This window comes from Streptomyces sp. NPDC087787 (genome assembly GCF_044743035.1).
Classification (GTDB): domain Bacteria; phylum Actinomycetota; class Actinomycetes; order Streptomycetales; family Streptomycetaceae; genus Streptomyces.
Genome location: NZ_JBIUVQ010000029.1, coordinates 31,003 through 55,826, shown reverse-complemented (window position 1 = coordinate 55,826; position 24,824 = coordinate 31,003). Strand labels below are relative to the sequence as shown.

Sequence of the window (24,824 nt, the reverse complement as noted above, 5' to 3'; positions counted from 1 at the left end):
CCGTGCAAAAGGGGGAGGGGTGGTGCCCCGCGGAGCGCCTCCGCGGGGCACCACCCTATTCGTTTGCAGGAGTGAAGGAGCGTCAGCCGTTCGTATAGAGGATGCGATAGCTGGACACGTAACTCTTGTACGTCCTGGCCGAGCTCCAGCCTCCGGTCCGGGTGAACTTGATGGTGGTGAACGCGATCCGGTGGGTGACGCGGTCACGGTAGGAGGACTGCCAGTACGTCTCATGCGTGGCCAGGATCTTCTGCCGGCCATAGCCGTAATAGGCAACGACCTTGCACTTGAGGATGTACTGCGTGCGGTATCGGTATTGCCGCTTCCAGGCGGTTATCGGAACTTGGCCGATGTCGCCGCTGATAATATCCCACCTCTCGTGGTAGTTGTAGTTCTGCCAGCTGCTATACGACCACCGTGTGGTACTCAGGACCTTGCTGAAACTCCGGCCGGTCCAGGCGTGCTTGGGGACGCGGCAGGTGGCACAGCCCGTGACGTCGTCGTTGTTGACGGGGTCGGCGCAGGCGTAGTCGTACGCGTTGCAGCTGCCGCCCAGCACGGGGTCGGTGGACAGGAAGCGACCGGTCGCAGGGTTGTACAGGCGCACGCCCATGAGGGTGAGACCCGTGACGGTCTCCCCAGAGCGGTGCATGCCGCCGTGCCAGCCGTAGCGGACCGCGGTCTGGGCGCCGGTGCGGTTGCCGTACTCGTCGGTGCTCAGAACTGTGGGTGCCTGGCCCGCGGTCAGCGGCAGCTGCATCACCACGTCGCCGTGCAGGTTCACCATCTGCAGCACGGTGTTCCCGGTCTTGGCGGTGGTGGCGACCAGTTGGCCGTCGAACCCGTTGACGTTGCGGGTCAGTGCCCCGGTCGCGGTGTCCTCCACGATCCAGCGGGGGATGTCCACGTCGGAGCCGTAGTGGTTGAGCTTGGACTGGGTCTGTGTCCAAGTACCCGAGGAGTTGGATTCGACTGTCCAGCCGCGGAAGCGGAACTGGGAGTCGAGGGTCCAGGTCTGACGCTGGCTGCCAGCGGTCTGCTGGCGGACCAGGTCGTTGGTGTGGTACGTCAGCGTCGTGCCGGGGGCCGCGGTGGTGCGGCCGAAGGCGTCGTAGGCGTAGCCGGAGTCGACCAGCCGGTCGGCGCTGTCGTAGGTGTGGCTCACCGTGGTAGCACCACTGGTGGTGCACTCCAGGCCTGGCTGTGAGGCCGAGGTGGCCCGCGTCTTCCGGTTGGAGTTCTTGTCGAAGGTGTAGCTGCGGGTGATGCAGACGGCGTCGACGGTGTCGTCCTCCGCCTTCACTAGTCGGCCGACCTTGTCATACCGGTAGCTCTGGTTTGAGGTCTGCCCCAGCGAGCCGGTGTAGAGCGACCGCTGTCCGTGGACCGTGGGCACCACGGTCTCGGAGAAGAGGAGCTCGCCGTCGCTGTCCCGGGTGTAGGTGCGCTGCGTGGCCATGCCCGCGGGGTTGGTGCTCTGGCGCAGGGTGTAGCCACCGGGCAGCTTCTGGCTCAGCACCTGACCGTCGGCGCCGTAACTGACCGAGAAGGTACCGGCCACCGAGTCCGTGATCGAGGTGAGCAGGTCCCGCGGGTCGACCGCGGTGTCGTAGGCGTACGACGTGGTGGACGGCACGCTGTCGCTGGCACTGAGCGGACGGTCCTGAGCGTCGTACTTGCTGGTGGTCACGCCACCGTCGGCATCCGTGTAGGAGATGAGTCGGCCGAGCTTGTCGTAAACCTTCCTGATCGTTCCGCCATTGGTGGAAGTGATCGTGGCAAATTTGCCGCTGGCGGAATCGTACGTCGTGGTGACAGCCGGGACGGCCGTGCCGAGGCCACCGGTGATCGTCACGGTCGTCGCGCGGCCAGCGGCGTCATACACGGTCGTCTTGACACGGGCGCTGCCGTTTGCGGTTTCCGTCAGCTTGGCAGTCTCGCCCCAACGGTCGTACTCGACCGTGGTGGTCACCAGCTCCGACGGGTTCGAGCCGCCGCCGCTGATCGCCGCCGCCGGGCGGGTGCGGCACACCTCGTCGGCCCACTCGGGGCGGCCACCGCAGACGCCCGTGCCATCACCCGTGTAGTAGTCGTTGATCACGGTGCCGGCGTCGGACCCGCCGGACGCGGGCAGGCTCCCGCTGATCTGGAGTCCGGCGCTGTTGTAGCTCGCCTTCTCGGTGATGGCCAGACCACCGGGGTCCTGGATGGTACTGGTGGGCTTGCCGACCACCCAGTCGTAGACGGTCTGCGTGACCCGGGCGTCAGCCGTGAGCGTCGGCCAGTTGCGCGGCTGTCCGCCCTCGGTGCTCTTGGTGACCTTGTCGGAGACGGATGCCGTGCCGTCGGTGGGACGGCCGCTGTCGTACTCCCTGACGGTACGGTGACGGACGGCCAACTGCTCACCCGCGGCGGCCACCGTGGTGGTGCCGTCCTTCAGATCGCTCTCCAGTACGACGCGGTGCAGCGGTCCAAGGGTCTCTGGCTCGCGGGAGCCGTCGGCGTTGTAGACGCTGCGGTTGGAGAGTAGTTCGGCGCGCTCGGCGGCGGGTAGGGCAGCGATACCGAGGTCGGCCAGCTGGGCCTTGTCGGCGTCGGTGGTGCCCAGCGCCAGGGCGCGGTTGGCCGCGGACAGCTCGCGCACGGCGTTGCCGGACGCGTCGTACTCCGTGGTAGTGATGTTCTTGGCCGGGTCCAGGGTATTGACCTCACGCCCGGAGGCGTTCAGATAGTGCACCATGGCGCGACCGTAGGCACCTGTCGTCAAACCGGCACCGTCGTGCGACGCCGGGATGGAGCCCGTGGGGATGATGGCGGTGGCATCGGAGGGGGCGTCCAGCTGACCCCATGCCCGCACATCACTGGAGCCCATGGCGCGGGGCGCTTTGGTGCCGGTGAGCGGGACCCCGTATACGACGGAGGTCTCGGCAGTGTTGCCGTCGAGCTCGTCAGCGGATCCGGCCTTGAGTGTGGGGCGGGAGACCTTGAGTAGCATGCCGTCGCCAGCTACCGGGTCGGAGCCGACCTTGCCGTAGACGAAGGTCCACGCAAGCTGGCCGGGCGGCGTCATCTGGGTGACCCGTCCCAAACTGTCATAGGCGTACGTCGTCTTCAGCGCCGGAGAGATCCGGGGATCCCAGGTCTCGCGCAGACGGCCGGAGTTGTCGTAGGCGTACTTCGCCACGGTCGTCGCCGTCGAAGCCGTGGCTCCCGGTGAGGTGGTCCAGGCACGGATTTCCACCACCTGGTCCTTCACATCGCCGAAGGCGCCCGCCGTGGCCGTAGTCGAGGTCGCATAGACAAACTCCAGGACGCGGCATCCCCGAGTGGCCGGGGCGGTCTCGCAGGTTCCTACGTTCACCGCACTGGTGGCGGCGATGACGCGCTTGGGCCGTGCGAGCACCTTTCCGTCCACCGTGACGGCCTCGGACACCACCTCGGTGGTCGAGTGTGCCTGGCCGTCGATCAGGGACCGCGACACCGTCCACGCTGCAGCCGAGGAGTTCACGCGGCTGAACGTGGTCACAGTGCCCTCGGTGTCCGACAGGGTGAAGTCGCCGCTGGAGAAGCTTCCCTTGAGGGTGAGGTTCTCGGCTCCTGGCTCGGGAATCCAGCCGGTCTTGGCTGCATTCGCAGTGAATGAGATCGTCTCGCCATCGGCGCTGACCACGTCGAGCGAGGTCGCGGAGGTCTTGACCAGCTCGGAGTAGTCGGACTCGACGGTCTGGGCCGCCGTTCCGCTCGTCCACTCCTTGCCGAAGATCGCAGCCTGGCCCCCCTGGGCCGCTCCTGCCTGCGGGGTGCGCGAGGACGCGGCGCGGGTCACCTTCATGTCGAACAGCGAGATATCGGTGCCCGACAGGGTGTAGTTGCCAGTGAGCAGGTTCAGCGAACCGGGACCGGCCTCGGCCTCGGCCGCGCCGTCGGCGTTGCGGTCCACCACGACCGACAGCGGCTGGGTGCTCCCGGAGGCGCTGTTCGGGCCCGTGAAGTCGGCCTTGACCTGGATCGAGCCGTCCGGGTTGACGGTGTCGGTGGTGTTCCAGACCAGGATGCTGTTCTTGCCGTTGGTGAGAGGCAGCGGCCACGCGGTCAGCGGGCTGCCACCAGAGGTCACGTGACCGGCCGGGATCTTCACCCAGTCGTCCGCCTCCGAGCGGCGCCAGGAGAACGACACCTTGTCGTACTTCGCAGCATCGGCTTCGGCGACCAGCGGCAGACGGCGTGCGGTGCGCTCACCCTCAGCGGGCTGGACGAAGCCGCCGGGGCCGGCGTGGAAGACGTACTCGGCCGGCTCGGACGCGTTGTCGGCCTTGTCCACGGCCCGCACCTGCAGGGTGTGGGTGCCGTCCTTCGGCGGGGCGATACTGATGGCCTTGTTCGCACTGGAGCCGCTCGTGGTCACCTTGGTCCAGGTGACACCGTCCAGCGACCATTCCAGCCAGTTGTGGTCACCGCCGGCGGGCGGGGTGACGGTGAAGGTGCCGGCCTGGCCGGCGCCCTTGACCCACTTGTCCGACGGGTAGTCCGTGGAGACGATCTTCGTCGGGGCGGACGGCGCCTTGGTGTCGACCGTGAAGGTCTTCCAGGCCGACCAGCCGGTGTTGTAGTGCGTGCCGTCGTACGGGCTGGTGCGGAACTTGTACGTCTTGCCGTCCGCGAGCACACCGGAGGGCACGGTCACCGAGGCGACCTGCCCGGACGGCACCCAGGGGGACACCAGGACGTTGCCGACCTGGGTGTTGGTGGCGGAGTCGAAGATCTGGAAGGTGCCGTTGACCTTGTCGCCGTCGGCGTCGACGAAGGTGTCTCGCAGGGTCGGCGTGGTGGTGTTCACCATGTAGTCGCCGCTGTAGGAGAAGTACGGCGGGCCGGCCTCCTGCTTGGTGCCGGTACGCGGCCGGTAGTTGTAGTTGACCACCAGCTTCGGCGGGTTGGAGGCCGCGTTGGCGGAGTTGACACGCTTCCACTGGGCCACGACCGCTTCGCTCGTGGCCTGGATGCCCATGTGGCCGCGGGTGGCCTTGGACGAGGCCCACTCCTGCGCCAGCGTGGTCACATTGGCGTTGATCCAGCCCGCGGGCTGGGTGCTGGTGCACGACGAGTTGCCACGGGTCTCGGTGGAAGTCGCCTTCAGGGCCGTCATCGTCGGGCGGTTGGTCCACCGGCTGGACGTGGAGGCTGCGGGAGAGGACCACACCTCCCACGGGTACGCCTTGCAGTCGGTGTTGCCCGAGTGGAAGTTCCACAGCGACAGCTTCGCGTCCAGGACCAGCGCGTCCTGGATCGGCGTGGTGTTCCAGGAGATGAAGGTCTGCGCGGTGCGCGGAGTGCCGTCGGCGTTCTTGGTACCGGGGTTGCCCCAGTCCAGCTCGGTGTCGGTCGACTGGTCGACCGTCACGCCCTGCTGCACGTAGGTGTCGAAGACGTTGGAGAGCGAGGAGGTGGACGGGTCGATGGTGACCGGGTACTTGGTGGCCGGGTCGGCGAGGAACTCGGCGTCCGGGGTGATCACCAGGTCGACGGAGGCGCCCTTCCGGACCACCTTCAGGCCGACCCTGGCCTTGCGGGTGTGCTCACCGGAGCGCTCGTCGACGGTGGCGTCCCACATCACCGGCGCGGGCATGACAGCCCGCTTCTTGTTCTTCCCGTCGGTGAACAGCACACTGCCGTCGGCCAGTTGCGTCGCCTTCAGGCCCCTGGCCTTCAGCGGCAGCGTGTAGGAGTAGTCACCGGTCTCGGGGCGCTGCTTGAGCTCGACGAACTGCTCGAAGCCGGTCCGGGTGGCCTCCACGACCACGTCCGCACCCGGTACGGCATCGGCGTACTCCGCCCGCGTACCGTCCAGCTTCGGCTGCGGAAGCCCGCCCTTCCACTGCAACGTGATCTGCTGATCACCTTCACCCAAGGTCACCAGGTCGGTGGCTGGGGTCTGCTGAGCGGCCTTCAGCGACTTCGCCGGAGTGCCCGTCTTGCCGGACAGGCGCAGCCCACCCGGGTGGGCCCTGGGTGCTACGGTCCCATCGGCGCCCTGGACCAGGTCCAGGTCGACCTCACGCCACTCTCCCGTATCCTCGTCCGTGAACCGAACGGGCCCGGCGGCGAGTTCGGTGGTGAGCGAACCGTCCTTGTTCACCCAGGTTGTCGAGGTCTCGGTACGCTCCGACAGCGCCTCGACGCGCTTGCCCGAAAGCCGTGCGGCGACACGCGCCGACGGGATGTCCGTGGCCTGCGTGGCGGCAGCGCTCTTCGCCTCCTGGGGAGCCTGCGGGGTGGCGAGGGCCGTGGAGTACGCGCCGTCAAGGAGCGTGAGGGCAAGAGCCAGGGACAGACTTCCCGCTATCCAGCGAGTGCTTCCCCCAGACCAAGGGCGTCTGCGTCGATGGGACGCATTGTTCCGAATCATCCGGTTTCTCCGGTCCTTTCATTTCGCGAACACGCCACATCTGTGGCGCTGTTGTGAAGCTAGCCGAAGCAAAAAGAGAGCAAAGGTGGCAAGTTAGAGGTAAAGTGATCTTGGTCGGGCTGAAGCAGCCCTGTGATCTGCATCATGTGGAATTTTGCGGCGTAATGGAGCAACCTTTAGCGGGCCTTGAAGGTCTGCCGTGTGAGTCGCCCCGCCCTGCCAGCGCGGGGGGCCACCTCTTTCTCGCTCCTCACGAAGGACATCGCAGATCAGTTATGGGCAAACCGCGCTACATCTGGGGTACGGCTGCCGTGGTCGCGGCAGGCATTGCCGGAGGGCTCGCACTGGGCACCGGCTCCGATCAGCCGGGCATGGACGCCGGTCGTGACGGCAAGCCGGGTCCGGTGAGGAGCCAGGCCCGCACCGCCGAGCTGCCGACGGCCGAGCACGGCACCAAGGCCACCCTGAAGCAGCAGGAGGCCGAGCCGTTCAGCATGCTCGGCATCACCTGGAGCGACCCCTCGGCGCGGATCGAGGGCACGATCGAGGCCCGGACCCGTGCCGTGGGATCCGGTCAGTGGTCGGACTGGCTGCGGCTTGATGGTGGTGGCGGTCAGGGTGAGGCGGCCGCCCAGCGCGGCGGTACGGAACCGGCCTGGGTGGGACCGTCGGACGCGGTGGAGGTGCGGGTCACGGCGGGCGGGCGTACCTCCGACCGCCTGCCTGCCGGGTTGCGCCTGGACATGATCGATCCGGGCAAGGGCACCGGCACCGCCACCGGCACCGGCACCGGAGCGATGGAGCCGGCGGCCTTCAGCGTCGATGCGCCCGACGACCCGTCCCCCTCCCCTGACTCCACGGACGTGGTGGAGCCGCAGGACCCCTTCGTGCAGGAGACGCCGGCCGGCGACGATCCCACCACCGAGCCGGCCGAGCCCGAGGCCCCGGCCGAGCCCGCCCCGCCGAGCCAGGCGCCTACTTCTTCCGCACCGGTCTCCCAGCCCCCGCCCCCAAGCCCCAGCCCCGGTGCCACCGGGCCCAAGGCTCCCCCGTCCACCGCGCCGCGGCCGGCGATCGTGTCGCGGGCCGGGTGGGGCGCCGACGAGTCGATCAGCCCCGAGCAGCCCGATTACCTGCCCGGCGGCAAGGTCAAGGCGGTGGTGGTCCACCACACCGCCGAGAGCAACAACTACACCTGCGCCGACGCCCCCGCGGTCGTCCGCGGCATCTACGCGTACCACGTCAAGCAGCTGGGCTGGAAAGACCTCGGCTACAACTTCCTGGTCGACAAGTGCGGCACGGTCTACGAGGGCCGCAAGGGCGGAGTGGACCTGCCGGTCATGGGCGCCCACGCCTACGGCTTCAACTCCGAGACCACCGGCATATCCGTCCTGGGCACCTACACCGACGTCGCACCGAGCGACGCCGCCCTGACCTCGGTGGCCAAAATCGCCGCCTGGAAGCTCGGGCAGTACGGCGTGGACCCGACCGGTACGACCACCCTCACCGCGGGTGACAGCGGCCGCAGCTACGCGGGCAAGACCTGGGCCAAGGGGGCGAAGCTGACCCTGCCGACCCTTCACGGGCACCGCGACGGCTTCAACACCCAGTGCCCCGGCAACGCGTACTACGCCAAGCTCCCCACCGTCCGTGCCTGGGCCGCCGGCCCCGTCACCGGCCTGACGATCAAGTCCGTCACCGGCGCCGGCGTGTCCGGCACCACGTACTACACCAAGGCCGCGATCACCGTGAACTGGACGGCCACCACACCGTCCGCACTGATCAGCAAGTACGAACTCCTCGTCGACGGACAGCCGGTGGCCACGGCCGCGGGAACCGCCACCTCGGCCAAGGCCACGCTGGCGCCGGGCAGCCACCAGGTGCAGGTCCGCGCCACCCACCAGTCCGGCAGGACGGCCACCTCCGCGGCGGCGGTGGCCGTCGCGGAGACCACCGCCCCCACCTTCCCGACCAAGCCGGCCCTGGCGCTGCGCGCGGGAACGGTGAACACGACGGCGGTCCCGGTCACCCTGAGCTGGAAGGCGGCCGACAACGCCGCGTTGAAGGAGGTGAGGCTCACCTCCCCGGCCACCGCCACGTACGGGCCGGCCACGACCAGCGCCAACCTCACCGCCCGGTCCGGTGCGGCGACCACCTGGTCCCTGACCGCGTACGACCAGGCGGGCAACACCGGTACGGCCTCCGTGTCCGGCACGCCGGTCATCGTCCGGGAGACGGCCGCGACGAAGACCGGCACCTGGACGAGCAAGTCCTCGACCAGTTACCTGGGCGGCACCTCCTACACCAGCTCGACCAAGAACGCCTCGCTGACCTGGACCTTTACCGGCCGCTCCGTGGCCTGGATCGTCTCCCGGGCCGCCACCTCCGGGCAGGCGCACGTCTACATCGACGGCACCAAGACCGCCACGGTCGACCTGAAGTCGGCGACGACCAAGTACCGTGACGCGATCTGGACCAAGACCTGGCCCACCAGCGCGAAGCACACCGTCAAGATCGTCGTCGTCGGCACCGCGGGACGCCCCGCCATCACCACAAACGGCATCGTCTACCTCAAGTAAGACCCGCAGCACCCCCCTCCGGTGGCAGCCCCCGGACCCTGCACAAGCAGGACCTCCGCTCCGGCTGCCGCCGGACCCGCGTCCAGGGGTAGCCGGGCAGCAGCCAGGCCCGGGCCTGCGTCTCCGAGCGCCGCTGGATCCGCTACGCCCGCTCCTACCTGCGGCCTGATCGCCCGCGTCCACAGGCTGCTGGCCACCGACCTGTGGACCGACAACGTCTGGGTGGTCGACTCCACCCCGATCGAGTGCGCCCGCTCCCGCGAGACGGTCAAGCGCTCCGACCTGGCCGGCTGGGCCGAGTACGGCTACTGCGCCAGCCACTCCCGGTTCTTGGCCGAGGCGTAATGGGCTCGAACTCGCCCTTCGTCTGGGCACCCCTGGTCCTCGCAGGAATGTGCAACGCCTCGTCCCCGGTAGCTTCAATGCCGGGAACGAGGCGTCTGTGCTTGCCGGGCCTACAGCTCGATCTCGATGTGCTCCACGTCGGTGAACTCCACGCCGAGGCCGTGCGCGCGGGTGTTGTTGTTGCGGAAGTACATCTGCGCGAGGCCGTCTGCCGCGATCTGCTGGAGCTGCTGTTCGGTGGCGCCCTGCTCCCGGGCGGTGAACAGCTGGTCCGCGAACATGGGCGGCAGGGCCTGGGTGATGTCGCGGATCCGGGCGTCGTCGGTGGTGCCGGGCGCGGCGGTGAACCCGAACCGTGCGCGCGTGGAGACGACCAGGCCGCCGGTGGAGGCCGCCTTCTGCCTCGCCTTCGCCCGCACCTGCGGCTGCCAGCGCTTCTTGACCTCGCGCTCCAGGCGGCCGCGCAGGTCCTGGCGGGGCCGCTTCAGCTGTCCCTTGACGTAGCGCTCCACGGTGCGCTGGGAGATCCCGAGCGCCTGGGCGGCGGCCTTGGTGCCCTTGAGCTGCTTGACCAGGTACTTCATTTGCGCCTGGGCGCTCTGCGGGATGCGGCGGGTGAACGCCCCCTCCAGCGCGCGGTCCAGGCTGTCCCCGAGCGAATCGACCATGACCTGCTACTCCCCTTCTCCGGCCGTCGGGTCGGTCTTGATCAGGTTCGAGACGTTGAAGACGCCGCCGTGTTCCTCGAACTGCTCTTCGGCCCACAGGACGGTCTGGGTGCCCTGGTGCTTCACCATCCCGGGCGAGATGCCGAGCCGGAAGCCGCCGGGCACCGGCTTGCCCTCTGGAGTGTGCGGCAGGACGTCCAGCGGGGAGGGGCCGGGCGAGGGGTAGACGATGGCGTCGGTGCCGATCGCCACCGGGTACAGGCCGGCGGCCGCGGCGGTCTTCATCAGCTTGCGGTGGATGCCGATGCGCTGGTTGGCCAGCACGGCCGCCCGGATGTCGGGGCGCCACGTCTCGCGGGCGAGGGCCGGCCACGGCTCGTAGTACGGCACCTGGCCGCGGTTGCGCTGGCGTAGCTTGCCGATGCCGCCCTTCGCAGTGGCCTTGATCGCGCCCGCCAGCAGCGCCATCGTCGGGTCGACGCTTTTGGAGCGGGCCATCGCGTCCAGGAAGTTCTGGCCGCTCAGGTCGGTGGTGACGCCGAGGTCGGCCATCGTGGCCACGTACGCGTCGCGCAGCCGCTTGTACCAGCCGTCCAGGTAGCGGCCGGTCTGGGTGCGGACGTACGCCTCGATCGGCGCGACGTCGAACCCGAGCTCCACCGCGTACTGCACGGTGGGCGTGGCGTACCAGGCCGGGCCGGTGGGGCGGTCGCCCTTCGGCGTGAACGGTGACGGGAGCCGGTTGCCGTCGACGGTGCGCCCGTTGATCTCCACGCGGGACAGGTCCACATGGGAGAGGTCGACCAGCCACGAGCCGGGCAGCGCCGGGTCGAACTTCGGGTTGCCGGTCAGGTGGGTCGGGCCGTTCAGCCCGACGGTGAGGCCGTTCGCGGCGGTGGCGAACGACATGTTGACGTCGACCGCGACCAGGAACTGGTTCATGCACTCCTCATCGGTCAGCGGCCGGCACCAGTCGTAGGGCTCCTCCATCAGCATCTCGGCCGGGGTGCGCAGGTGGTGCCGGGCGAACTTCCCCTTGAGCAGCGGGTGCTCGTCCGGGACCTCGCACTCCACCACGTCGTACACGGCGGTGAGGGCGTCCGCGTTGAACGCGCGCTTGAACTCACCAGTGGCGTCGTCCTTCTCCGCGCGGGTCGGCGGGCGCAGCGCGACCATCAACTCCAGGCCGGTGACGGCCGTGGTGCCGCGCGGCGTCATCACCCGCTCCGCGTACGTGCCCAGGTAGCGGGCGAGGTCGGCCGGGTGCATCGTCGGCAGCACCGGGTCGTCCTTGCGGTCCCACTCGCGCACGTCCAGCGCGTTCCAGGCCGGGATGCACAGCTGGACGCAGTTGCGCTTGGAACCCTCGGCCGGGCGGTAGATCCGCGCCCACGGCCCAAAACCGCGCTGGGTCAACTGCCAGTCAGCCTTGACGAGTTGCTTGACCACCTTGTGGCCGTCCGGGAGCCGTCCGGCGCGCCGCTCCTCCTCCGACAGGGCGGCGGGCAGACCGTAGCGCTCCAGCGCGGCCGGGGTGAGGACAAGGACCGGGTCGGCGTCGCGGCCGTTGCGGTGCAGCCGGGCCTGCCCGAGGCGGGCCTCGGACAGCGTCCACTCGATCAGCGCGGGCAGCGACTTGGCGGGCACGTCCAGGACCAGGCCGCCGACGCAGTACGCGACGACCTGGCCGTCTTCGGCGTCGACCACGGCCAGCGGGCCGTTCTCGAACCGGGGGTCGGCGGCCGCCGTGGCGGTGGGCCGCTTCGCCGCCTTCTTCGCACCCGGGCGCCGCGACGACGCGGCGGGCGCCGGGCGCACGGCAGCAGCCGGGGCCGCCAGCGCTTCGGCTGGGGCGGGAACGGGCGAGGGGCCGGTGAAGGCTTCCGGGACCGTCGGCGCCGGGGCGTCGGCGGGCGCGTCGGCGGCCGGGGCGGGGAAGCGGGCGGCGAGGCCCTCCAAGAGCCGGGCGTACGCGGCGCGCTTCGGCGGCCGCGGCTCGGTCTTCCCTGTCTCCCAGTTCCCCACCGCCTCCCGGCGGGCGTTCAGCGCCGTGGCGATCTGCGCCTGGCTCAGGCCCGCGGCCTCGCGCAGACGCTTGCGTTCTGCGGGGACCGGCAGGTCGTCCTGCGCGACTTGCTCCAGCAGCGCATCGACGGCGCTGAACAGCTCGTTCTCAGTGGACACAGAGGTCACCTCCAATAGACATCATAGCGGATCGCGCATTGATTCGCGCATTCAATCGCGCACGAATCGCGCGATTGGCGGGATTGCAACACGCGGGCGGGTAAGCAGCGCAACCGATGTGTTCTTGCAGGTCGGGGCTGCAGCACAGGGGTGTTGCCGCCCTGTGTTGCAGCGCGTGTTGCACTCTCGCTGTCCCCGCGACATCGAATCTGGACCGATTGCCATTGAAGTTGGACGGCCGAACGGTTCGTGACAGCGAAGTTGGCCGGCTGCCAGGACGGCACGGGCGCCCGCACCCACGGCGGGCTGGTGGCAGACCTCGTGATCAGGGAAAACTGCCCCCTGCCGAAAGGGCACACTGGCCTGGTGACTTCCTGGATGCACCGCCGCTGGTTCGGGCTCTGGTCCCGTCTGCACCGCGACCTCGAGGGCGCCGACCCCACCGCGAAACGAACTGCCCGTGTCATCTGCGTACTGCTGACCGTGGCCACCTGCCTGGTGCTGGGACGCACCGCCACCTGGGCGTGCCGGGCCGTGGGCGCATCGCCTGCCCTGACAGCGTGGCTCGCCGTGTGGGTCCTGTTCGGCGTCGTCGCCGTCGCGGTGATCGCGGCCGGTGCTGGACCGGGCCGTACCCGTCGGCCGGCGCTGACCGCGCTCGTCCTGGTGACCGGCGTTGTCCTGCTGACGGCGCTGTCGTGGCCGTCCTGAGTTCCAGCCCGGTACAGCAGCAGCGCGGCAAGAGCCAGTACAGCGCGAAGGCCGCCCGGGTAGCCCGGGCGGCCTTCGTCTTGAGGTCTGAACCCTGGGGGTATGGCCTGCCCACTTTCGAGGGCTACCAGGGACGATTCCAGGGTCTTCGCCGCCCAGTGTACCTACGATTGCCCCACCATGCACAGCACGTCGCCCACCAGCATCGAGCCGCCCGACGACAAGGCCGTCATCGAGCTGATCAGCCCCGACCGGCTCAACCCCTACCTGACCGCCTGCGCCGGCGACACCAGCGCAGCCCTCGCGCTGTACCGGTGGAACAGCGACCTCGCCGCGGCGTTCTTCGAACCGCTCGGGCATCTGGAGATCATGCTGCGCAACGCGTTGGACGCGCGGCTCGTGGCCCGCCAGCAGCGCCGGGGCCGCGCCGCCGAGTGGTACACCGACAGGCAGGTCCCGCTCAGCGGCAAGGCCCGCGCCGATATCGCCCAGGCCCAGGAGCGTGCCGGACGGGCCGGCGCGACCATCCCGCGCGGGAAGATCATCGCGGAGCTGAGCTTCGGCTTCTGGCGCTTCCTGCTGGCTCGCCAGTACAAGACCAACCTGTGGCCCGACCTGGCCGGCGCCTTCCCCCGCGCTCCCAACCGTGCCCTTGCCACGGTGGAGGATCCGGTCAAGCGGCTGCACAAGTTCCGCAACCGCATCGCCCACCACGAAGGCATCTGGCACCTGCCGCTCGAAGCCCGCCGCGACGACATCCACACCGTGCTCGGCTTCATAGCGCCAGCCGCCGCAACCTGGGTTGCCGACGCCTCCCGCATCGACGACGTCCTCGCCCGACGCCCCTGACCTCGCGCCCTTCCCCCACGCTGTCTCCTCCCGGACGCCTGCGCGGGGCGCGGCCGCCACCCCGGCCTGTTTGCTGCTGGGTGTCACGGTCAGGCGGAGGGACGCCGCCTGGTGCCGCCGCCGCTGCCGTTCAGCGGGATCAGGGTCTCCAGGTGAGCGCCTTTGACCCAGGAGCCCAGCAGGTCGCGGTGCAGGGCCACGATGTCCTGGCGCAGCGCCAGGCCCAGCGCGTCCCTCGTGAACGCGCGGCAGGTGGTGACGAACAGGGCGACATCCGCGCCGTGCTCAAGGCGGGCGGTGCCGACGAACTTCTGCATGTCCTGTGAGGAGACACTGCGGTGCGGCGCGTACTTCTTGCACTGGACGACCAGCTTGCGGCCGTCGGCCAGGTAGCCGACGACGTCCGCGCCCAGGTCGCCGCTCTTGCCGCTGACGACGACCTTCGTGCAGCCGTCCCGCCGGCACAGCTCGGCGACGTACGTTTCGAACTCCTGCCACGACAACGCGTCGACCTCAGCCATCGACAATTCCCGCGCCCTGGCCTCCTCCTCGGCCCGCCACGCGCGGTCCTGGCCGACCGCGCGACGGTGCGCTCTCAGCAGCGCCCAGCCGGCCCCACCGACCACGGCCGCGGCGAGCAGGGCCACCAGGACGGGCCACACCACCGACCAGTGCCCGGCTACCCACACCACGGCGGCCAGCGCCACCACCGCGCCCCAGCCCTGCAACTGCCTGCGCGTCTTCTTCTTCAAGCGCCGGCGTCGTCGACGTACCACCATCACTCCCCCACTCCCCCAACCCGTGCCCCGCCGTACGCACCGACGGGCGCCGTCCGGCCCTTGCGTGTGCGGGAGTTCATCGGCCGGCCTGGGTGACGCCGCTCGCAAGCTGTCCCAAGATGTTCAAGATCCCCTGGCCCGCCGGGGTGGGTGCGATCAGGACGCCCAGCGCCAGGACGATGACGACGGTCAGCTTCTCGTCGAAGCGGCTACGGGCCTCCGTACGCCGCCGCAGCCGCCAGACGACGATGACTGCGAGCAGCAGCGTCACGTTGATGGTCAGCAACCGTCCCGACCTCCCCCACACGACCGGCCGTCACCACGCAGGGACGGCAGCCCGTCACCCCAGCCTCCTTATGTAGCCGGGCCTCAGTGATGTTGGGGCCGGGTTGCCGACGAATGGCACGAAGCCATCGGACCTGGCCGAATACCGCGCGCTGGCTGATCATCCCGCTGACACGGCCTCGAACCCCGTGGCAGGGTGCGGTGATCGGATCACCGGACGGCAGGGGGCTCCCGTGGAAGCACGGATGTGGAACGGCTTGGTCGGCGTCGCGAAGGAGACGTACACCGCCTCGCTGGGCGAGGGAGTCGTGCCGCGTCCGCTCATGATGCCGCTGGTGCGCGGCGAGCTGGTCGGGCTGATCTGGGTCCGCCCGCTCAAGGTCGGCCAGGACGCGCTCGCCGGGATCGCTGAACTCGCGAACATCGCCGCGGCGGCCGGCGCGGACGAGGTCGTCCTCGCCTGGGAGACCCACGACGTCGCCACCGCCTGCGAACTGCCGATCGTCGGCCCGGCGCCGTGCCTGAACATGGTGGTCGCCACCCGCGACGGGCACGTCCTGCACCAGTTCCCCTACACCGAGCAGCTCCTGTCCCGCAGCCCCGAAGGCTGGGCATCGGTCGCCCCCGACTGGAGGCCGGCCCCCGCACCGCAGCCCGGCGGCGAACTGGTCCCGCCGATCCAGGCCGCGGTGAACTTCTCCTTCACCCCCATCGAGCTGGACCACCCCGACCCGTTCGGCGTCACCGTCGTGCTGATGGAAGAGGACGGCTACCGCATCAGCCTGACCGAAGCGTTCGCCCGCTGAGCCCGTGGCACGGGACTTCGACGACGACGCGCCCCGCCGCATCCAGGACGCGGACGACCTGATCAACGCCCGCAAGCGGGACGAAGCCGAACGGATTCGCGCCCGCCAGCGGGACGCCGACGAACGGATCTACGTGGTGACCACCAACCTCGTCATCGACGCCCAGGAGAAGCTCGCCCGGCGCCGGCGGCTGGACCGCATCTGGCGCGCCGGATGGGCGGTCAGCTGGCTGTCCTTACTCACCGCCGTCATCGGCACGGGCATCACCTGGCTCACCACGGGCGACCCGGCGCGGTTCGTCCTGGGCGACCTGATCTGCACCAGCCTGCTCCTGATGTCCCTGCTAGCGTTGGTCGGCGTGCACTTCGCCGGGCGGGGCCTGCCCACCCTCCAGCGCATCGAGGCCCAGCTCGCCTCCGCGCAGGAGTCCCTGTGGGCGCAAAAGGTCAAGAACAACCCGGACCTGGACGACCGGCGCAAGCTCTACCGCGAGGAAGTCACCACCGCGATCGAGCAGTACCAAGCCGACAGCCGCAAGTACCGGCGGATCCACAACGGCCTGCAGACCCTCATCATGATCGGCTCGGCCTCCACGACCACGATCGCGGCCCTGGACACCGGCAAGGAGCTGACCTGGCAGAGCGTCACCCTGACCGGGATCAGCTTCGCTATCACGGTGGCCGCGATGTTCACCGGCTACTACAAGTTCCGCGAGCGCAGCTACTTCCTCCAGCAGACCGCCGACGCCATCGAGGAGGAGGCCAACGCTGTGCGGCTCGGCATCGGCGCATACAGCGAGTACGGGCCCGGCCGGGAGGACGAGGCGCTGAAGCTGTTCACCCAGCGCGTCGAAGAGCACCGCAACGAACAGCGCCGCCGCCAGCAGCAGCTGGACCAGCCCGCCGACCAGGCTGCCCCGTCCAGCCAGCCGCCGGCAGCGTGACCCGCTCAGCCACGCAACTGCCGCCGGGTTCCCCCTCCACCCGACCGGGCAGGCGCCGCCACGGCTTGGCCCTGCGGCCCACGCCCCCAGGGAAGGAACAGGGCAAGCGACGTCAGGACCTGACCAAGGCCCGGGAGGATGTGCGGTAAGTCCTGGGGCCGTGCCTTCGCCACGACCGCACGGGCTACGACGGCGACCACGGTGAGCAGCACGACGATGACCGCGAGCGCGGCGAGCAGGACGTAGGCGGGCACCACAGAAGCAAGATCCATCATTGGAGACCTCCAGATACAGGGAAAGCCCCGGCGGTTGCCGGGGCCCTTGAACACGGGACGGGTGGGTGGGGAAGAAGGAGAACCCCCGTCCCGGGACGCGGGCACGGGGGCTTCGTGCGGTGGAACCAGCGAGGGATTTGGATGGGGCTATCGACCTCGCCGTAGTACTTGCACCGTCGTGAGGGAGCTCGGGCTCCACCTCGATCCGCCAGTGCCTCTTCATGCGGTTGTGGGGCGCCATGCTGGCAGTGCAGATGGCGCCCGATCAAACCGGCAGGTCACCGTCCCGCGTTCTCACGCGGGACGATGTGGGACGCCGAACTCGAGGTCGGTGAGCGTACCGAGCAGAGGCTTCGCAGCGTCGGCACGGGCATCGGGATCTCTGCACAAGGGGCCGCGCTCACTGTCGGGAGTGACCCAGATGCCGGCCCACCGCGGGTGGCGGTCGGTGATGGGTTTGCCGCAGTCCGCGCAGAGCACGGCTGGCACGTTGTGCTGGCGCAGGAGCCGGACAAGGGCGGTCGGCTTCAGTTCGGGGACGTGGTCGTAGTAGTCAAGCCAGTCGGACATGGTCTGGGAGGTGTTCCACGCGGCGGTATCGCGAGTGTCCTCCCAGGACGTGTCCGGGCCGACCGGGTGCAAAAGCCGCCATCCGAACACCGGCATGCCCGGGCCGTGCGGTTCCGGCTCCTCACGGAAGGACTGCAGAACAGCTGCGGTGTAGTCGGGGCGAACCTCGCGGATCTCAGCCTCCAGGACCGGCCGGACCGCCGTGTGAAGGTCATCCAGGGCGGCGAGCACCCCGGCCTCCATCGACTCCCGCCTCTGCTCCCCCGCCTGGTGCCAGGCGCACAGCAGGATCTCCTCAAGAGGACCACCGACGAAGACGGCCTGTTCGACGGCCGCGGTGCCGTCGGTGGCCACGAGGACACGGTGGCGCATCGTCGATCCGTCGATCTCGCCTGTCCACTCCACGCGCTCGCCGGCCTGCACGGCCTTCACCGCGTCAACGGGAGCGGAAAACCATTCGGCGAAGGCAACGAGCGGGTCGTTGCCCTCCTCCGGGTCGTCGTCCCAGTCCACCAGCTCCAGATCTGTGCGCTGGACTGGAGCGGTCCGAACTGAGGCTCGTTTCCGGGGGGCCTTACGGTCCTTCTTGCGCTTTTTCGGCATCCTCGTCGTCTCCTTCACCTTCTCGTGGCCTTCGATCCTTGCAGTCGGCAGCGGCCCTTACGCCTCGATCAGCCGACACGGCGAACGCAGCCCGCGCAGTTTCTGGTCACGCCGTGCGTTCCAGCTCCACCGCGACCGCTGCGCCCTTGAGTTGTCCCGCCGCAGTGCTGTCCTTCCGGGCCGCTCGCTCGGCACGGGCCCGGCGCAGCGCCAAGGAGCGGGTGGCCTCGGCTTCACGGCGGCCCTGGGCACGGACTGCTTCGATCGGGGTCGGCTGGTCTTCCGAGGACACCTCCGGCTCGGGGAACGCCCGGAGGCTCAGCGCCCTCATCGCCTTGGTCTGCCGCTCCACCGCCTCCGCGATCGACGGATCGATGCGGCTCGGAGGCGTGACGGCCTGGTGCGCGGCGAGTGCCTGGTGGAAACCGGGCGATGTCATCTCCCGCGTCTTCACCGGGGCCTTCGAGACGTCCGACGCGGCCGGGGCCTGCGAGGCGGGCCGGTCGGTCCGGGGCGCGGCGCCGACGGCCAGGACCCGGACGCTGCGCACGGCGTCGGTGCGGGCCGACTCGTTGGCCGCGGCGACGATGCGGGCGCTGATCAGCCGGAGCTGGGTGGCGTACGCGGGCGAATCCGGGCGCAGGTCCAGCTGCCCCGTTTCCGCGTGGAAGGCGACGGCGGCGACGTGTGCGGGCAGGTTCGGGGAGACGGCGGCTGCGATGGCCGGCCACTGGTCCAGGATGCTGCCGCCGGCGGCCGGGACGGCCCAGGCCCGGTCGGCCATCAGACCCTGGAGCACAGCGGCAAACCCGGCCGGCTCCCGGCCGTCGTGCCGGACAGGCGTGGTGCAGGTGCGGCGCTTCGCCTTCCGCGTGCTTCCCTCGCCTCGGGCCTTGGCGGCCTCACGTGCCTGGTGCAATGCGACCCGGGCCAGGTCGATGCCGGACAGCTCCGGGGCCGACTGCTCGCTGCTGTTGGTGTTCACGGTCTCGGTCATCACGGCCTCCTACCGGCGTCCGATGGTCATCAGCGAGCTGCTGCTCGCCAGCTTGCGAGCGCGCTGCACCAGGTCAGCGCCGAAGATGTGCACAGCAGCGGCCGGGCCGAGGGCGTCGTACGTGGTCATGACGAGGGTGGTGTCGCCCTGCATGAACTCGCCCCACCCCGTGGCCTGCATCTCCGCCAAGTCCTCCGGGCTCAGGTCTTCGACACCGCCCAGCTCGGGCAGTGCCTTGCCTTGGCCCGACGGCTGCGTCTGGGGCGCGAACGCCTCATCGACCATGCGGCGGACCGCCATGCTGCGTGGGGCCTGCCAGGCGCCCTCCCATTCCTGGTGACGAGCCGTCTCCGCGCGGCGGGATTCCCGGTACGCCTGGACGGCGCGCTCCCGGCCTTCCTCGGTCGGCCACAGAACCACCGCACCGGCCAGCCGCCCGGCGAGGAACCCCGACGGCCGGTGCACGGTGCCCGGGGCGTCGCCACAGTCCAGGAACGCGATCACCTGGTCCGCCGTCCAGCCCGTGTCCGAGACCTCCCGCAGGATCCAAGCGATCCGGGGCACCGAGGCCCGGCCCATCCACGGCACCCGACGGATCAGCTCCGAGGCCAGCTGGAAACGGCGCCCGACCGCGTTGAGCTTCCGGCGGCCGCGCTTGACCTTCTTCGGGGTGGGGGAATCGCTCTGCCCGCTTGCGAGCTTGCTCTCAGGGGGGAAGGAAGTAGTTCCCGCAGAAGAAACACTGCGGGAACTACCCCCCATTGGGGTGCAACGGACCTCATCCGAAACAGCCGTCACAGCACCCTGGTCAGTACCCCTCCGGGCACCCTTCGCCGGAGCCTTCGAGGACGACTTCGCCCGCCGCTTGCGCACCTTCCGGGCCGCCTTCTTCGCCAGCGCCGCCATCAGCTCCCGGCCGGCCTCCGCGATCCCGGTCATCCGCCGCCCAGTGCCCTCACCAGCCGTACGGACGCCCAGCGCCACGTCGAACTCCACCGGCACCATCCGCGCGAACTCCGACGCCTGCGCCGCCGCACCGCGGACCCGGGTGCCCCGCACGACGTACGCGAGCAGCCCGGCCTCCCGCAGCATCGCCAAGTGGTACTCCACCGAGCGCTCGGACAGGCCGGTGCGGCGCACCAGGTACTCGATCCCCGGACGGCACGGGAACAGCTGCGCGAGCTCCTGGGCGACGCGCACGGTCGTCGGCCCGAAGCTGCGCGGCCCGTGCGACCGGTGCCGCCGCGGCCTGTACAGCCCGGCCCCGGCGACCCAGTGGACCGCCTGCATCCAGGAGTAGCCCTCGCCCGCGACCCGGCCCGGTGACGTCGACAGCCACTGCGACGCCTCCGGAACGAACAGCACGGGCAGCACGGCGACCGCGTCGACGTCGTCGACCGACAGACGCGGGGCGGGCAGCATCACGGCGGCCGGCGCCGCCACGGCGCTCACCGGCCCGCCCGGACGCACGAGACAGAGATCATCCCGGCAGCCTTGCGCGGACCGCCTGTGGACAGAGGCCGGGAACCGGCAAGAGCGCCGATCCCTCCCGCCGGGCGGGCAACGACTTCCGATCGCGTCCCGCCCCACGGGACGGAGCCCCGGAGCACCGTGGCGGCCGGCGCCGTCAGGAGGACAGGGGTCCCTCTCTCGGTATAGGTGCGCCGGGCCGGGGTCGGTGTGACACTCCACCCCGAAGAATCTTCGTGATTAATGCCGTGAACAGGGCAAACAGGGTGTGCGAATCCCGTCACGCGGGAAGCGCGGGGGGCTCGAACCGGTGTGAATCGGGCACGGTCGAGCTGACAAAGTAACGTCAGGTCGGGCACTATGACGGGGACACCAACTTCCATATGCGAGTCGGACCGCCCCGCGCGAAACGGGAAGGGCCGGCGAGTGGATGCGGGTGGCAGCCCCCTCCGTGAGGAGCGGGCGCCGGACGAGAAGGGCCTCCTTGGTCCCTTGTCGGACGGGTAGTGCGGAACAGCCCTCGGGCTGGATGCGCGAGCGGCGATCTCCCTTCGGGGCGGTTGTTGTGTGGTCCTGACGGCCTGCGAAAGCCGCCGGAACCGGGTGCAGAAGCTCCTTTGCGAGAGGGGCGACTGCGGTAGTGCTGGTCCTTACGGACCGGTGTGTGAGATGAGCCAGCTCGATGAGCTGGAGCCCAGAACCGGGTGCGAACCGGAGACTGGGCAGCCGACACGGGTTACGAATCCGGTCGGCGAGACGGGCCGCGTGGCCACAGTGGATTGCGAGTCCACTGCTTGGCGCGCGGCCGGTGGCGGCTACGTCACCCCGACCCCCTTGATTCCGAGGCTGGCGTCGGCATGCCCTCATCCGGCTTCGCCGCCTCGGGATACCGCTCTGCAAGCCGCTTGAGCAGGTGCATGTAGGCATCGCGCTGCGGACGCCGGGGGTTGCTCTTTCCGAGCTCCCAACGCACTACGGCGAGACGCCGCACTCCTACCGCATCCGCGACGTCCTGCTGCGTGAGGTTCGCGGCGAGGCGTAGTTGAGCGCGCACGCGCGGCGGCGGTAGGACATCGTCCAGGCCGTCCAGCAGGGCATCGACCTGCTTCAACCGGTGCGGGTCGGACATAGCGCAGCCTCTCAAGATCGATCGATCTCTGAAACATACACTATTTGATCCCTGGCGGGGAGACGCCTTCACCGAGAGCGGCGTTGCGTTCGACGCCCGGTAGGGTCCGAGACCGTGCACCGACTTGCCCTTTTCGATCTGGACGGCACGCTGGCCGACCGGCAGTCGGCGTTCAGGGACGCCGTGACCGGCCTGTGCCGCACGCACTCCTTCACACCGGACATTGAGTACTGGCTGCGTACCGAGCTGGCCGACCGCGCGAACGCCGCCGACTTCACCCGGCTGCACGACATCTTCGACATGGCAGTGCCCGGCGCCCAGCTGTGGCAGGAGTACGTCGACCTCATGGCGGCCGCCGTCACCTGCCGACCCGAAGTCCTTGAGGGCCTGGCCCGTCTGCGCGCGGCCGCATGGACGATCGGCGTCATCACCAACGGGGCCGGCGACATCCAGCGCGCCAAACTCGCCGGGACCGGCCTCGCCTCCCTGGTCGACGGCGTCGCCGCCTCGGGCGACCTGGAGATCCGCAAGCCGGACCGGCGCCTCTTCGAACTCGGGGCCGCCCGTTGCGGCGTCAGCCTCGCGGACGGCGGCTGGATGGTCGGCGACCACCCGGCCGGAGACATCGGCGGCGGCCACCAGGCCGGCCTGCGCACCATCTGGCTGCGCGGCCGACACTGGCCCGACGGGCTCCCCGCCGCGCACCACGTCGTCGACGACGTTACCGACGCCATCACAATCCTGCTCAACGAGACGGAGTAGCACCGTGGACCAGCCGACCGTCGGCATCCTCCAGCCCGGCAGCATGGGCGCCGCCGTCGCCGCCTGCGCCGCGACCAACGCGGCCGCGGTTCTGTGGTGTGAGACCGGGCGCAGCACCGCGTCCGTGGAGCGCGCCACCCAGTTCGGGCTGACGCCCGTAGCCACGCTGTCCGAACTGCTGGACCGCAGCGACATCGTCATCAGCCTCTGCCCGCCGGCCGCTGCCGAGAACCTGGCCCGCGACGTTGCCAGGCGCCGCTTCGGCGGGGTGTACGTGGAGGCGAACGCCATCAGTCCCACGCGCGCGCAGCGGATCGCCGCGCTGCTCGAACCCGACGCGACCGTCGTGGACGGTGGTGTTGTCGGCTCCCCGCCGGTCGGCGGCAAGACGCCGACCTTGTACCTGTCCGGCCCGGCCGACGCGACCGAGCGCATCGAGGCGCTGTTCGCGGGCACCGCGGTCCGAACGGCGGTGCTGGGAAGGGAAATCGGGAAGGCATCCGCGCTGAAGCTGTCGTACGCCAGCTTCCAGAAGACGTCGCGAGTGCTGGTGGCGCTCGCCGTCGGCATGGCACGGGAGCACGGCGTCGACCAGGAGCTCATCAAGGTTGCCTCCCGGCGCACTGACTCGTACCTCTCCGAGCCGCAGTACGTTGCCAAGGCCGCGGCCCGCGCCTGGCGCTGGGGCCGGGAGTTGGAGGAAGCCGCCGACACCCTCGCGGCCGCTGGCCTTCCATCGGAGATGCTGCGCGCGGCCGCGTCCACGCTGGCACGGTGGAACGACGTCAAGGACGACGGCGAGCTCACGCTCACTGACGCCTTGGACCGACTCGCCCAGCCGTAGCCCGCGCTCATGCCGTCGCCGCTCCCGCCCGCTGCGCCAGCAGCTGGTCGATGAGCCGTGCAGCGTCCTGCGGAGACGCTGTCGTGGTGTCCACCGTCAGGTCCCAGGACAGGCCCGGGTGCGCGTCCAGGTCCTCGCGGGTCGCGTCCCACGCTGCCAGGCGTGCCGCGGTGTCGCTGTCGCCGCGCCCCGCCGACCGCTTCTCGGTCACCTCGCGCGGGCACCACAGCAGCACCACCGACCAGTCGGCCGGGTAGCCGTCGACCAACGCTCGGATGCCGTCGACCTGCCCGAGGTGCATTACGGGCACTCCGGCCGCGAACGCGGCGTCTACGCCGGGCCGGTCGATCGCGTACGTGTTGCCGTACCGGGCGTTCGCGTAGACGACGCCGCCCGCGGCCTCCAGCTCGCGCAGCTGCTCCGCTGTGCCCATCCGGTAGCCGACGGCCTTGCCCGTTCCGACCTTGAGCCGCGCGAACTGCGCGTACTTGGAATCCAGTTCGCTAAGCGCGGTGGTGACGGTGTCCTTGCCCGACGCCGGCGGGCCGTAGAGGATCACACCTTGCTTCTCCGTCATACGTACATCGCCCCCATCGCCTGCCGTGCCTGGTCCGCGAGCGTCACCGCGGTCCCCAGCCGGTTGTCGACGACCAGGTGCGGCACCGCCGGGCGCAGATCGAGGTCGATCGTGGCCATGTACTCGTCCCAGCGCTGGAGCTTCCACGCGTCCCGGGCCGCTGAGCGGAATCCGATGTACTCGCGCATCGACTCTTCGTCGCAGCGAACCCACACCGGGAAGACGTCGACACCCATCGAGCCTGCCCGGTTGGCCAGGCGCTGCATCCAGTCCGGGTCGGTCATTTCGGAGATGAACGGCGCGGTCAACACCGTGGAGATGCCGCACTTGATGTTGGCTATGGCCGACTGCATCAGGCAGTCGTACTCCACGGGCCGGACCTTCTCGCGGTAGAGCTCGGTGTGCCGGTCGTTCGCGTCACCGCCCAGCGCGACCAGGAGGCGCTCCACGAGCGGGCGGGTGAGCGGGTCCTTGTCGAGCAGAGGCCAGCCGGTGAGCTGAACGAAGAAGCGGGCGAGCTCGGTCTTACCGCTGCCAGCGAAACCGCCGACCAGAATGAGCACGGGACGATGGGGGTCGCCGCCCGTGTGCCGGCGCTTCCACGCGTCGATGATCCGTTGCTGCAAATCGAAGTGGTCGGCTTCATCAGAGCCCGGCGCGATGCGGTGAATGGCTCGCTCAACCGCCAAGACATGCGAACCGTTGAGGCGGTCGTCCATCGGCGTGAGCTTGAAGGACGTCTCCTCCCCCGGCAGGGCGGTGCGGAAGCCCAGGTCGGGCTCGGTGGCCCGGTACAGGAGGCAGTAAGCACGTCGGTAGTGGGGGCCGGGATAGACCTCGCCCTGCTCGTGCTGCCAGAGAGTCTGTGGATTCGCTGCTGGGATGCCCTTGAGCTTGGCCTGCTCAGCGACTTCACGGAGGCGCTCACCGGCCTTCTCCAGGGTCAGCCCGTGAGCCTCGCGCTGCTCGCGCAGCTTGTCCGGACGCCAGCCCGCTCGGTGCTTCCCCACCCTGTGGCCCTCCGTGATCGTCATGGCCGTGA

Annotated in this window: 19 protein-coding genes and 1 pseudogene; 8 read left to right on the top strand and 12 right to left on the bottom strand. The window is 69.8% G+C overall.

All coding sequences use genetic code 11. From position 1 onward, the window contains the following. Positions 1 to 82 precede the first annotated feature (82 nt). Positions 83 to 6,406, bottom strand: a complete 6,324-nt coding sequence (locus tag ACIOWN_RS32080; RefSeq protein ID WP_401984148.1) for an RHS repeat-associated core domain-containing protein — start codon at positions 6,404 to 6,406, stop codon at positions 83 to 85. 275 nt (positions 6,407 to 6,681) lie between these two features. Between ACIOWN_RS32080 and ACIOWN_RS32075 the strand changes: the two genes are divergently transcribed. Further along, positions 6,682 to 8,985, top strand: coding sequence for a peptidoglycan recognition protein (locus ACIOWN_RS32075; protein ID WP_362356412.1), 2,304 nt, complete (start codon positions 6,682 to 6,684; stop codon positions 8,983 to 8,985). A gap of 165 nt (positions 8,986 to 9,150) precedes the next feature. After that, positions 9,151 to 9,315 (top strand): annotated as a pseudogene (locus tag ACIOWN_RS32070) (IS982 family transposase); the annotation flags it as partial. Between the two features lie 125 nt (positions 9,316 to 9,440). On the opposite strand, the gene tpg reads toward ACIOWN_RS32070, so the two are convergent. Both tpg and tap read right to left on the bottom strand, forming a co-directional pair. Continuing rightward, the gene (tpg, locus tag ACIOWN_RS32065; protein WP_362356414.1) at positions 9,441 to 9,998 is read right to left on the bottom strand and encodes a telomere-protecting terminal protein Tpg; all 558 of its coding nucleotides are present in this window, start codon (positions 9,996 to 9,998) and stop codon (positions 9,441 to 9,443) included. Positions 9,999 to 10,004: 6 nt separating this feature from the next. Then, the gene (gene tap, locus ACIOWN_RS32060; protein WP_362356416.1) at positions 10,005 to 12,182 is read right to left on the bottom strand and encodes a telomere-associated protein Tap; all 2,178 of its coding nucleotides are present in this window, start codon (positions 12,180 to 12,182) and stop codon (positions 10,005 to 10,007) included. A 366-nt stretch (positions 12,183 to 12,548) separates the two neighbouring features. Between tap and ACIOWN_RS32055 the strand changes: the two genes are divergently transcribed. Together ACIOWN_RS32055 and ACIOWN_RS32050 are read left to right on the top strand one after the other, a co-directional pair. Continuing rightward, on the top strand, positions 12,549 to 12,893 hold the full coding sequence (locus tag ACIOWN_RS32055) for a hypothetical protein (protein WP_362356418.1): 345 nt from the start codon (positions 12,549 to 12,551) through the stop codon (positions 12,891 to 12,893). A 180-nt stretch (positions 12,894 to 13,073) separates the two neighbouring features. Then, the gene (locus ACIOWN_RS32050) at positions 13,074 to 13,742 is read left to right on the top strand and encodes a hypothetical protein (RefSeq protein WP_362356420.1); all 669 of its coding nucleotides are present in this window, start codon (positions 13,074 to 13,076) and stop codon (positions 13,740 to 13,742) included. Between the two features lie 89 nt (positions 13,743 to 13,831). Here the strand turns inward: ACIOWN_RS32050 and ACIOWN_RS32045 are convergent, their stop codons facing one another. Together ACIOWN_RS32045 and ACIOWN_RS32040 are read right to left on the bottom strand one after the other, a co-directional pair. Continuing rightward, complete coding sequence (locus tag ACIOWN_RS32045) at positions 13,832 to 14,521, bottom strand: restriction endonuclease (protein ID WP_401984146.1); 690 nt, start codon at positions 14,519 to 14,521, stop codon at positions 13,832 to 13,834. Between the two features lie 76 nt (positions 14,522 to 14,597). Next, the gene (locus tag ACIOWN_RS32040) at positions 14,598 to 14,807 is read right to left on the bottom strand and encodes a hypothetical protein (protein ID WP_362356424.1); all 210 of its coding nucleotides are present in this window, start codon (positions 14,805 to 14,807) and stop codon (positions 14,598 to 14,600) included. 244 nt (positions 14,808 to 15,051) lie between these two features. On the opposite strand from ACIOWN_RS32040, the gene ACIOWN_RS32035 reads away from it, so the two are divergent. After that, complete coding sequence (locus ACIOWN_RS32035) at positions 15,052 to 15,612, top strand: hypothetical protein (RefSeq protein WP_362356540.1); 561 nt, start codon at positions 15,052 to 15,054, stop codon at positions 15,610 to 15,612. A gap of 4 nt (positions 15,613 to 15,616) precedes the next feature. Then, positions 15,617 to 16,555, top strand: a complete 939-nt coding sequence (locus ACIOWN_RS32030) for a DUF4231 domain-containing protein (protein WP_362356426.1) — start codon at positions 15,617 to 15,619, stop codon at positions 16,553 to 16,555. A gap of 5 nt (positions 16,556 to 16,560) precedes the next feature. Here the strand turns inward: ACIOWN_RS32030 and ACIOWN_RS32025 are convergent, their stop codons facing one another. From ACIOWN_RS32025 to ACIOWN_RS32005, 5 genes are all read right to left on the bottom strand, one after another. After that, positions 16,561 to 16,827 (bottom strand): hypothetical protein, encoded by a 267-nt coding sequence (locus tag ACIOWN_RS32025; RefSeq protein WP_401984143.1) that lies wholly within the window; start codon positions 16,825 to 16,827, stop codon positions 16,561 to 16,563. 297 nt (positions 16,828 to 17,124) lie between these two features. Continuing rightward, positions 17,125 to 18,021: a hypothetical protein gene (locus ACIOWN_RS32020; RefSeq protein WP_362356428.1), complete on the bottom strand. Its 897-nt coding sequence runs from the start codon at positions 18,019 to 18,021 to the stop codon at positions 17,125 to 17,127. A gap of 88 nt (positions 18,022 to 18,109) precedes the next feature. Beyond that, the gene (locus tag ACIOWN_RS32015; RefSeq protein ID WP_362356430.1) at positions 18,110 to 19,000 is read right to left on the bottom strand and encodes a DciA family protein; all 891 of its coding nucleotides are present in this window, start codon (positions 18,998 to 19,000) and stop codon (positions 18,110 to 18,112) included. 9 nt (positions 19,001 to 19,009) lie between these two features. Continuing rightward, positions 19,010 to 20,452 carry a helix-turn-helix domain-containing protein gene (locus tag ACIOWN_RS32010; RefSeq protein ID WP_362356432.1) on the bottom strand — a complete coding sequence of 481 codons (1,443 nt, stop codon included), beginning with the start codon at positions 20,450 to 20,452 and terminating at the stop codon, positions 19,010 to 19,012. An 838-nt stretch (positions 20,453 to 21,290) separates the two neighbouring features. Further along, positions 21,291 to 21,599 (bottom strand): helix-turn-helix transcriptional regulator, encoded by a 309-nt coding sequence (locus tag ACIOWN_RS32005; protein WP_362356434.1) that lies wholly within the window; start codon positions 21,597 to 21,599, stop codon positions 21,291 to 21,293. A gap of 114 nt (positions 21,600 to 21,713) precedes the next feature. Between ACIOWN_RS32005 and ACIOWN_RS32000 the strand changes: the two genes are divergently transcribed. Then, on the top strand, positions 21,714 to 22,361 hold the full coding sequence (locus ACIOWN_RS32000; protein ID WP_362356436.1) for an HAD family hydrolase: 648 nt from the start codon (positions 21,714 to 21,716) through the stop codon (positions 22,359 to 22,361). Positions 22,362 to 22,365: 4 nt separating this feature from the next. Further along, positions 22,366 to 23,205 (top strand): DUF1932 domain-containing protein, encoded by an 840-nt coding sequence (locus tag ACIOWN_RS31995; protein ID WP_362356438.1) that lies wholly within the window; start codon positions 22,366 to 22,368, stop codon positions 23,203 to 23,205. A gap of 7 nt (positions 23,206 to 23,212) precedes the next feature. On the opposite strand, the gene ACIOWN_RS31990 is transcribed toward ACIOWN_RS31995, so the two are convergent. Both ACIOWN_RS31990 and ACIOWN_RS31985 read right to left on the bottom strand, forming a co-directional pair. Further along, positions 23,213 to 23,782 carry a guanylate kinase gene (locus ACIOWN_RS31990; protein WP_362356440.1) on the bottom strand — a complete coding sequence of 190 codons (570 nt, stop codon included), beginning with the start codon at positions 23,780 to 23,782 and terminating at the stop codon, positions 23,213 to 23,215. Then, positions 23,779 to 24,816: an AAA family ATPase gene (locus ACIOWN_RS31985; protein ID WP_362356442.1), complete on the bottom strand. Its 1,038-nt coding sequence runs from the start codon at positions 24,814 to 24,816 to the stop codon at positions 23,779 to 23,781. The genes ACIOWN_RS31990 and ACIOWN_RS31985 overlap by 4 nt, the downstream gene beginning before the upstream one ends. Positions 24,817 to 24,824: the final 8 nt, after the last annotated feature.

Excerpts from the sequence above, each read along its gene's own strand:
- ACIOWN_RS32025 (WP_401984143.1), bottom strand. The coding sequence starts at position 16,827 with ATGGATCTTGCTTCTGTGGTGCCCGCCTACGTCCTGCTCGCCGCGCTC.
- ACIOWN_RS31985 (WP_362356442.1), bottom strand. The coding sequence starts at position 24,816 with ATGACGATCACGGAGGGCCACAGGGTGGGGAAGCACCGAGCGGGCTGG.
- ACIOWN_RS32015 (WP_362356430.1), bottom strand. The coding sequence starts at position 19,000 with ATGACCGAGACCGTGAACACCAACAGCAGCGAGCAGTCGGCCCCGGAG.
- ACIOWN_RS32075 (WP_362356412.1), top strand. The coding sequence starts at position 6,682 with ATGGGCAAACCGCGCTACATCTGGGGTACGGCTGCCGTGGTCGCGGCA.
- ACIOWN_RS32035 (WP_362356540.1), top strand. The coding sequence starts at position 15,052 with ATGTGGAACGGCTTGGTCGGCGTCGCGAAGGAGACGTACACCGCCTCG.
- tpg (WP_362356414.1), bottom strand. The coding sequence starts at position 9,998 with ATGGTCGATTCGCTCGGGGACAGCCTGGACCGCGCGCTGGAGGGGGCG.
- ACIOWN_RS32045 (WP_401984146.1), bottom strand. The coding sequence starts at position 14,521 with ATGGTGGTACGTCGACGACGCCGGCGCTTGAAGAAGAAGACGCGCAGG.
- ACIOWN_RS31990 (WP_362356440.1), bottom strand. The coding sequence starts at position 23,782 with ATGACGGAGAAGCAAGGTGTGATCCTCTACGGCCCGCCGGCGTCGGGC.
- ACIOWN_RS32005 (WP_362356434.1), bottom strand. The coding sequence starts at position 21,599 with ATGTCCGACCCGCACCGGTTGAAGCAGGTCGATGCCCTGCTGGACGGC.
- ACIOWN_RS32050 (WP_362356420.1), top strand. The coding sequence starts at position 13,074 with ATGCACAGCACGTCGCCCACCAGCATCGAGCCGCCCGACGACAAGGCC.
- ACIOWN_RS32080 (WP_401984148.1), bottom strand. The coding sequence starts at position 6,406 with ATGATTCGGAACAATGCGTCCCATCGACGCAGACGCCCTTGGTCTGGG.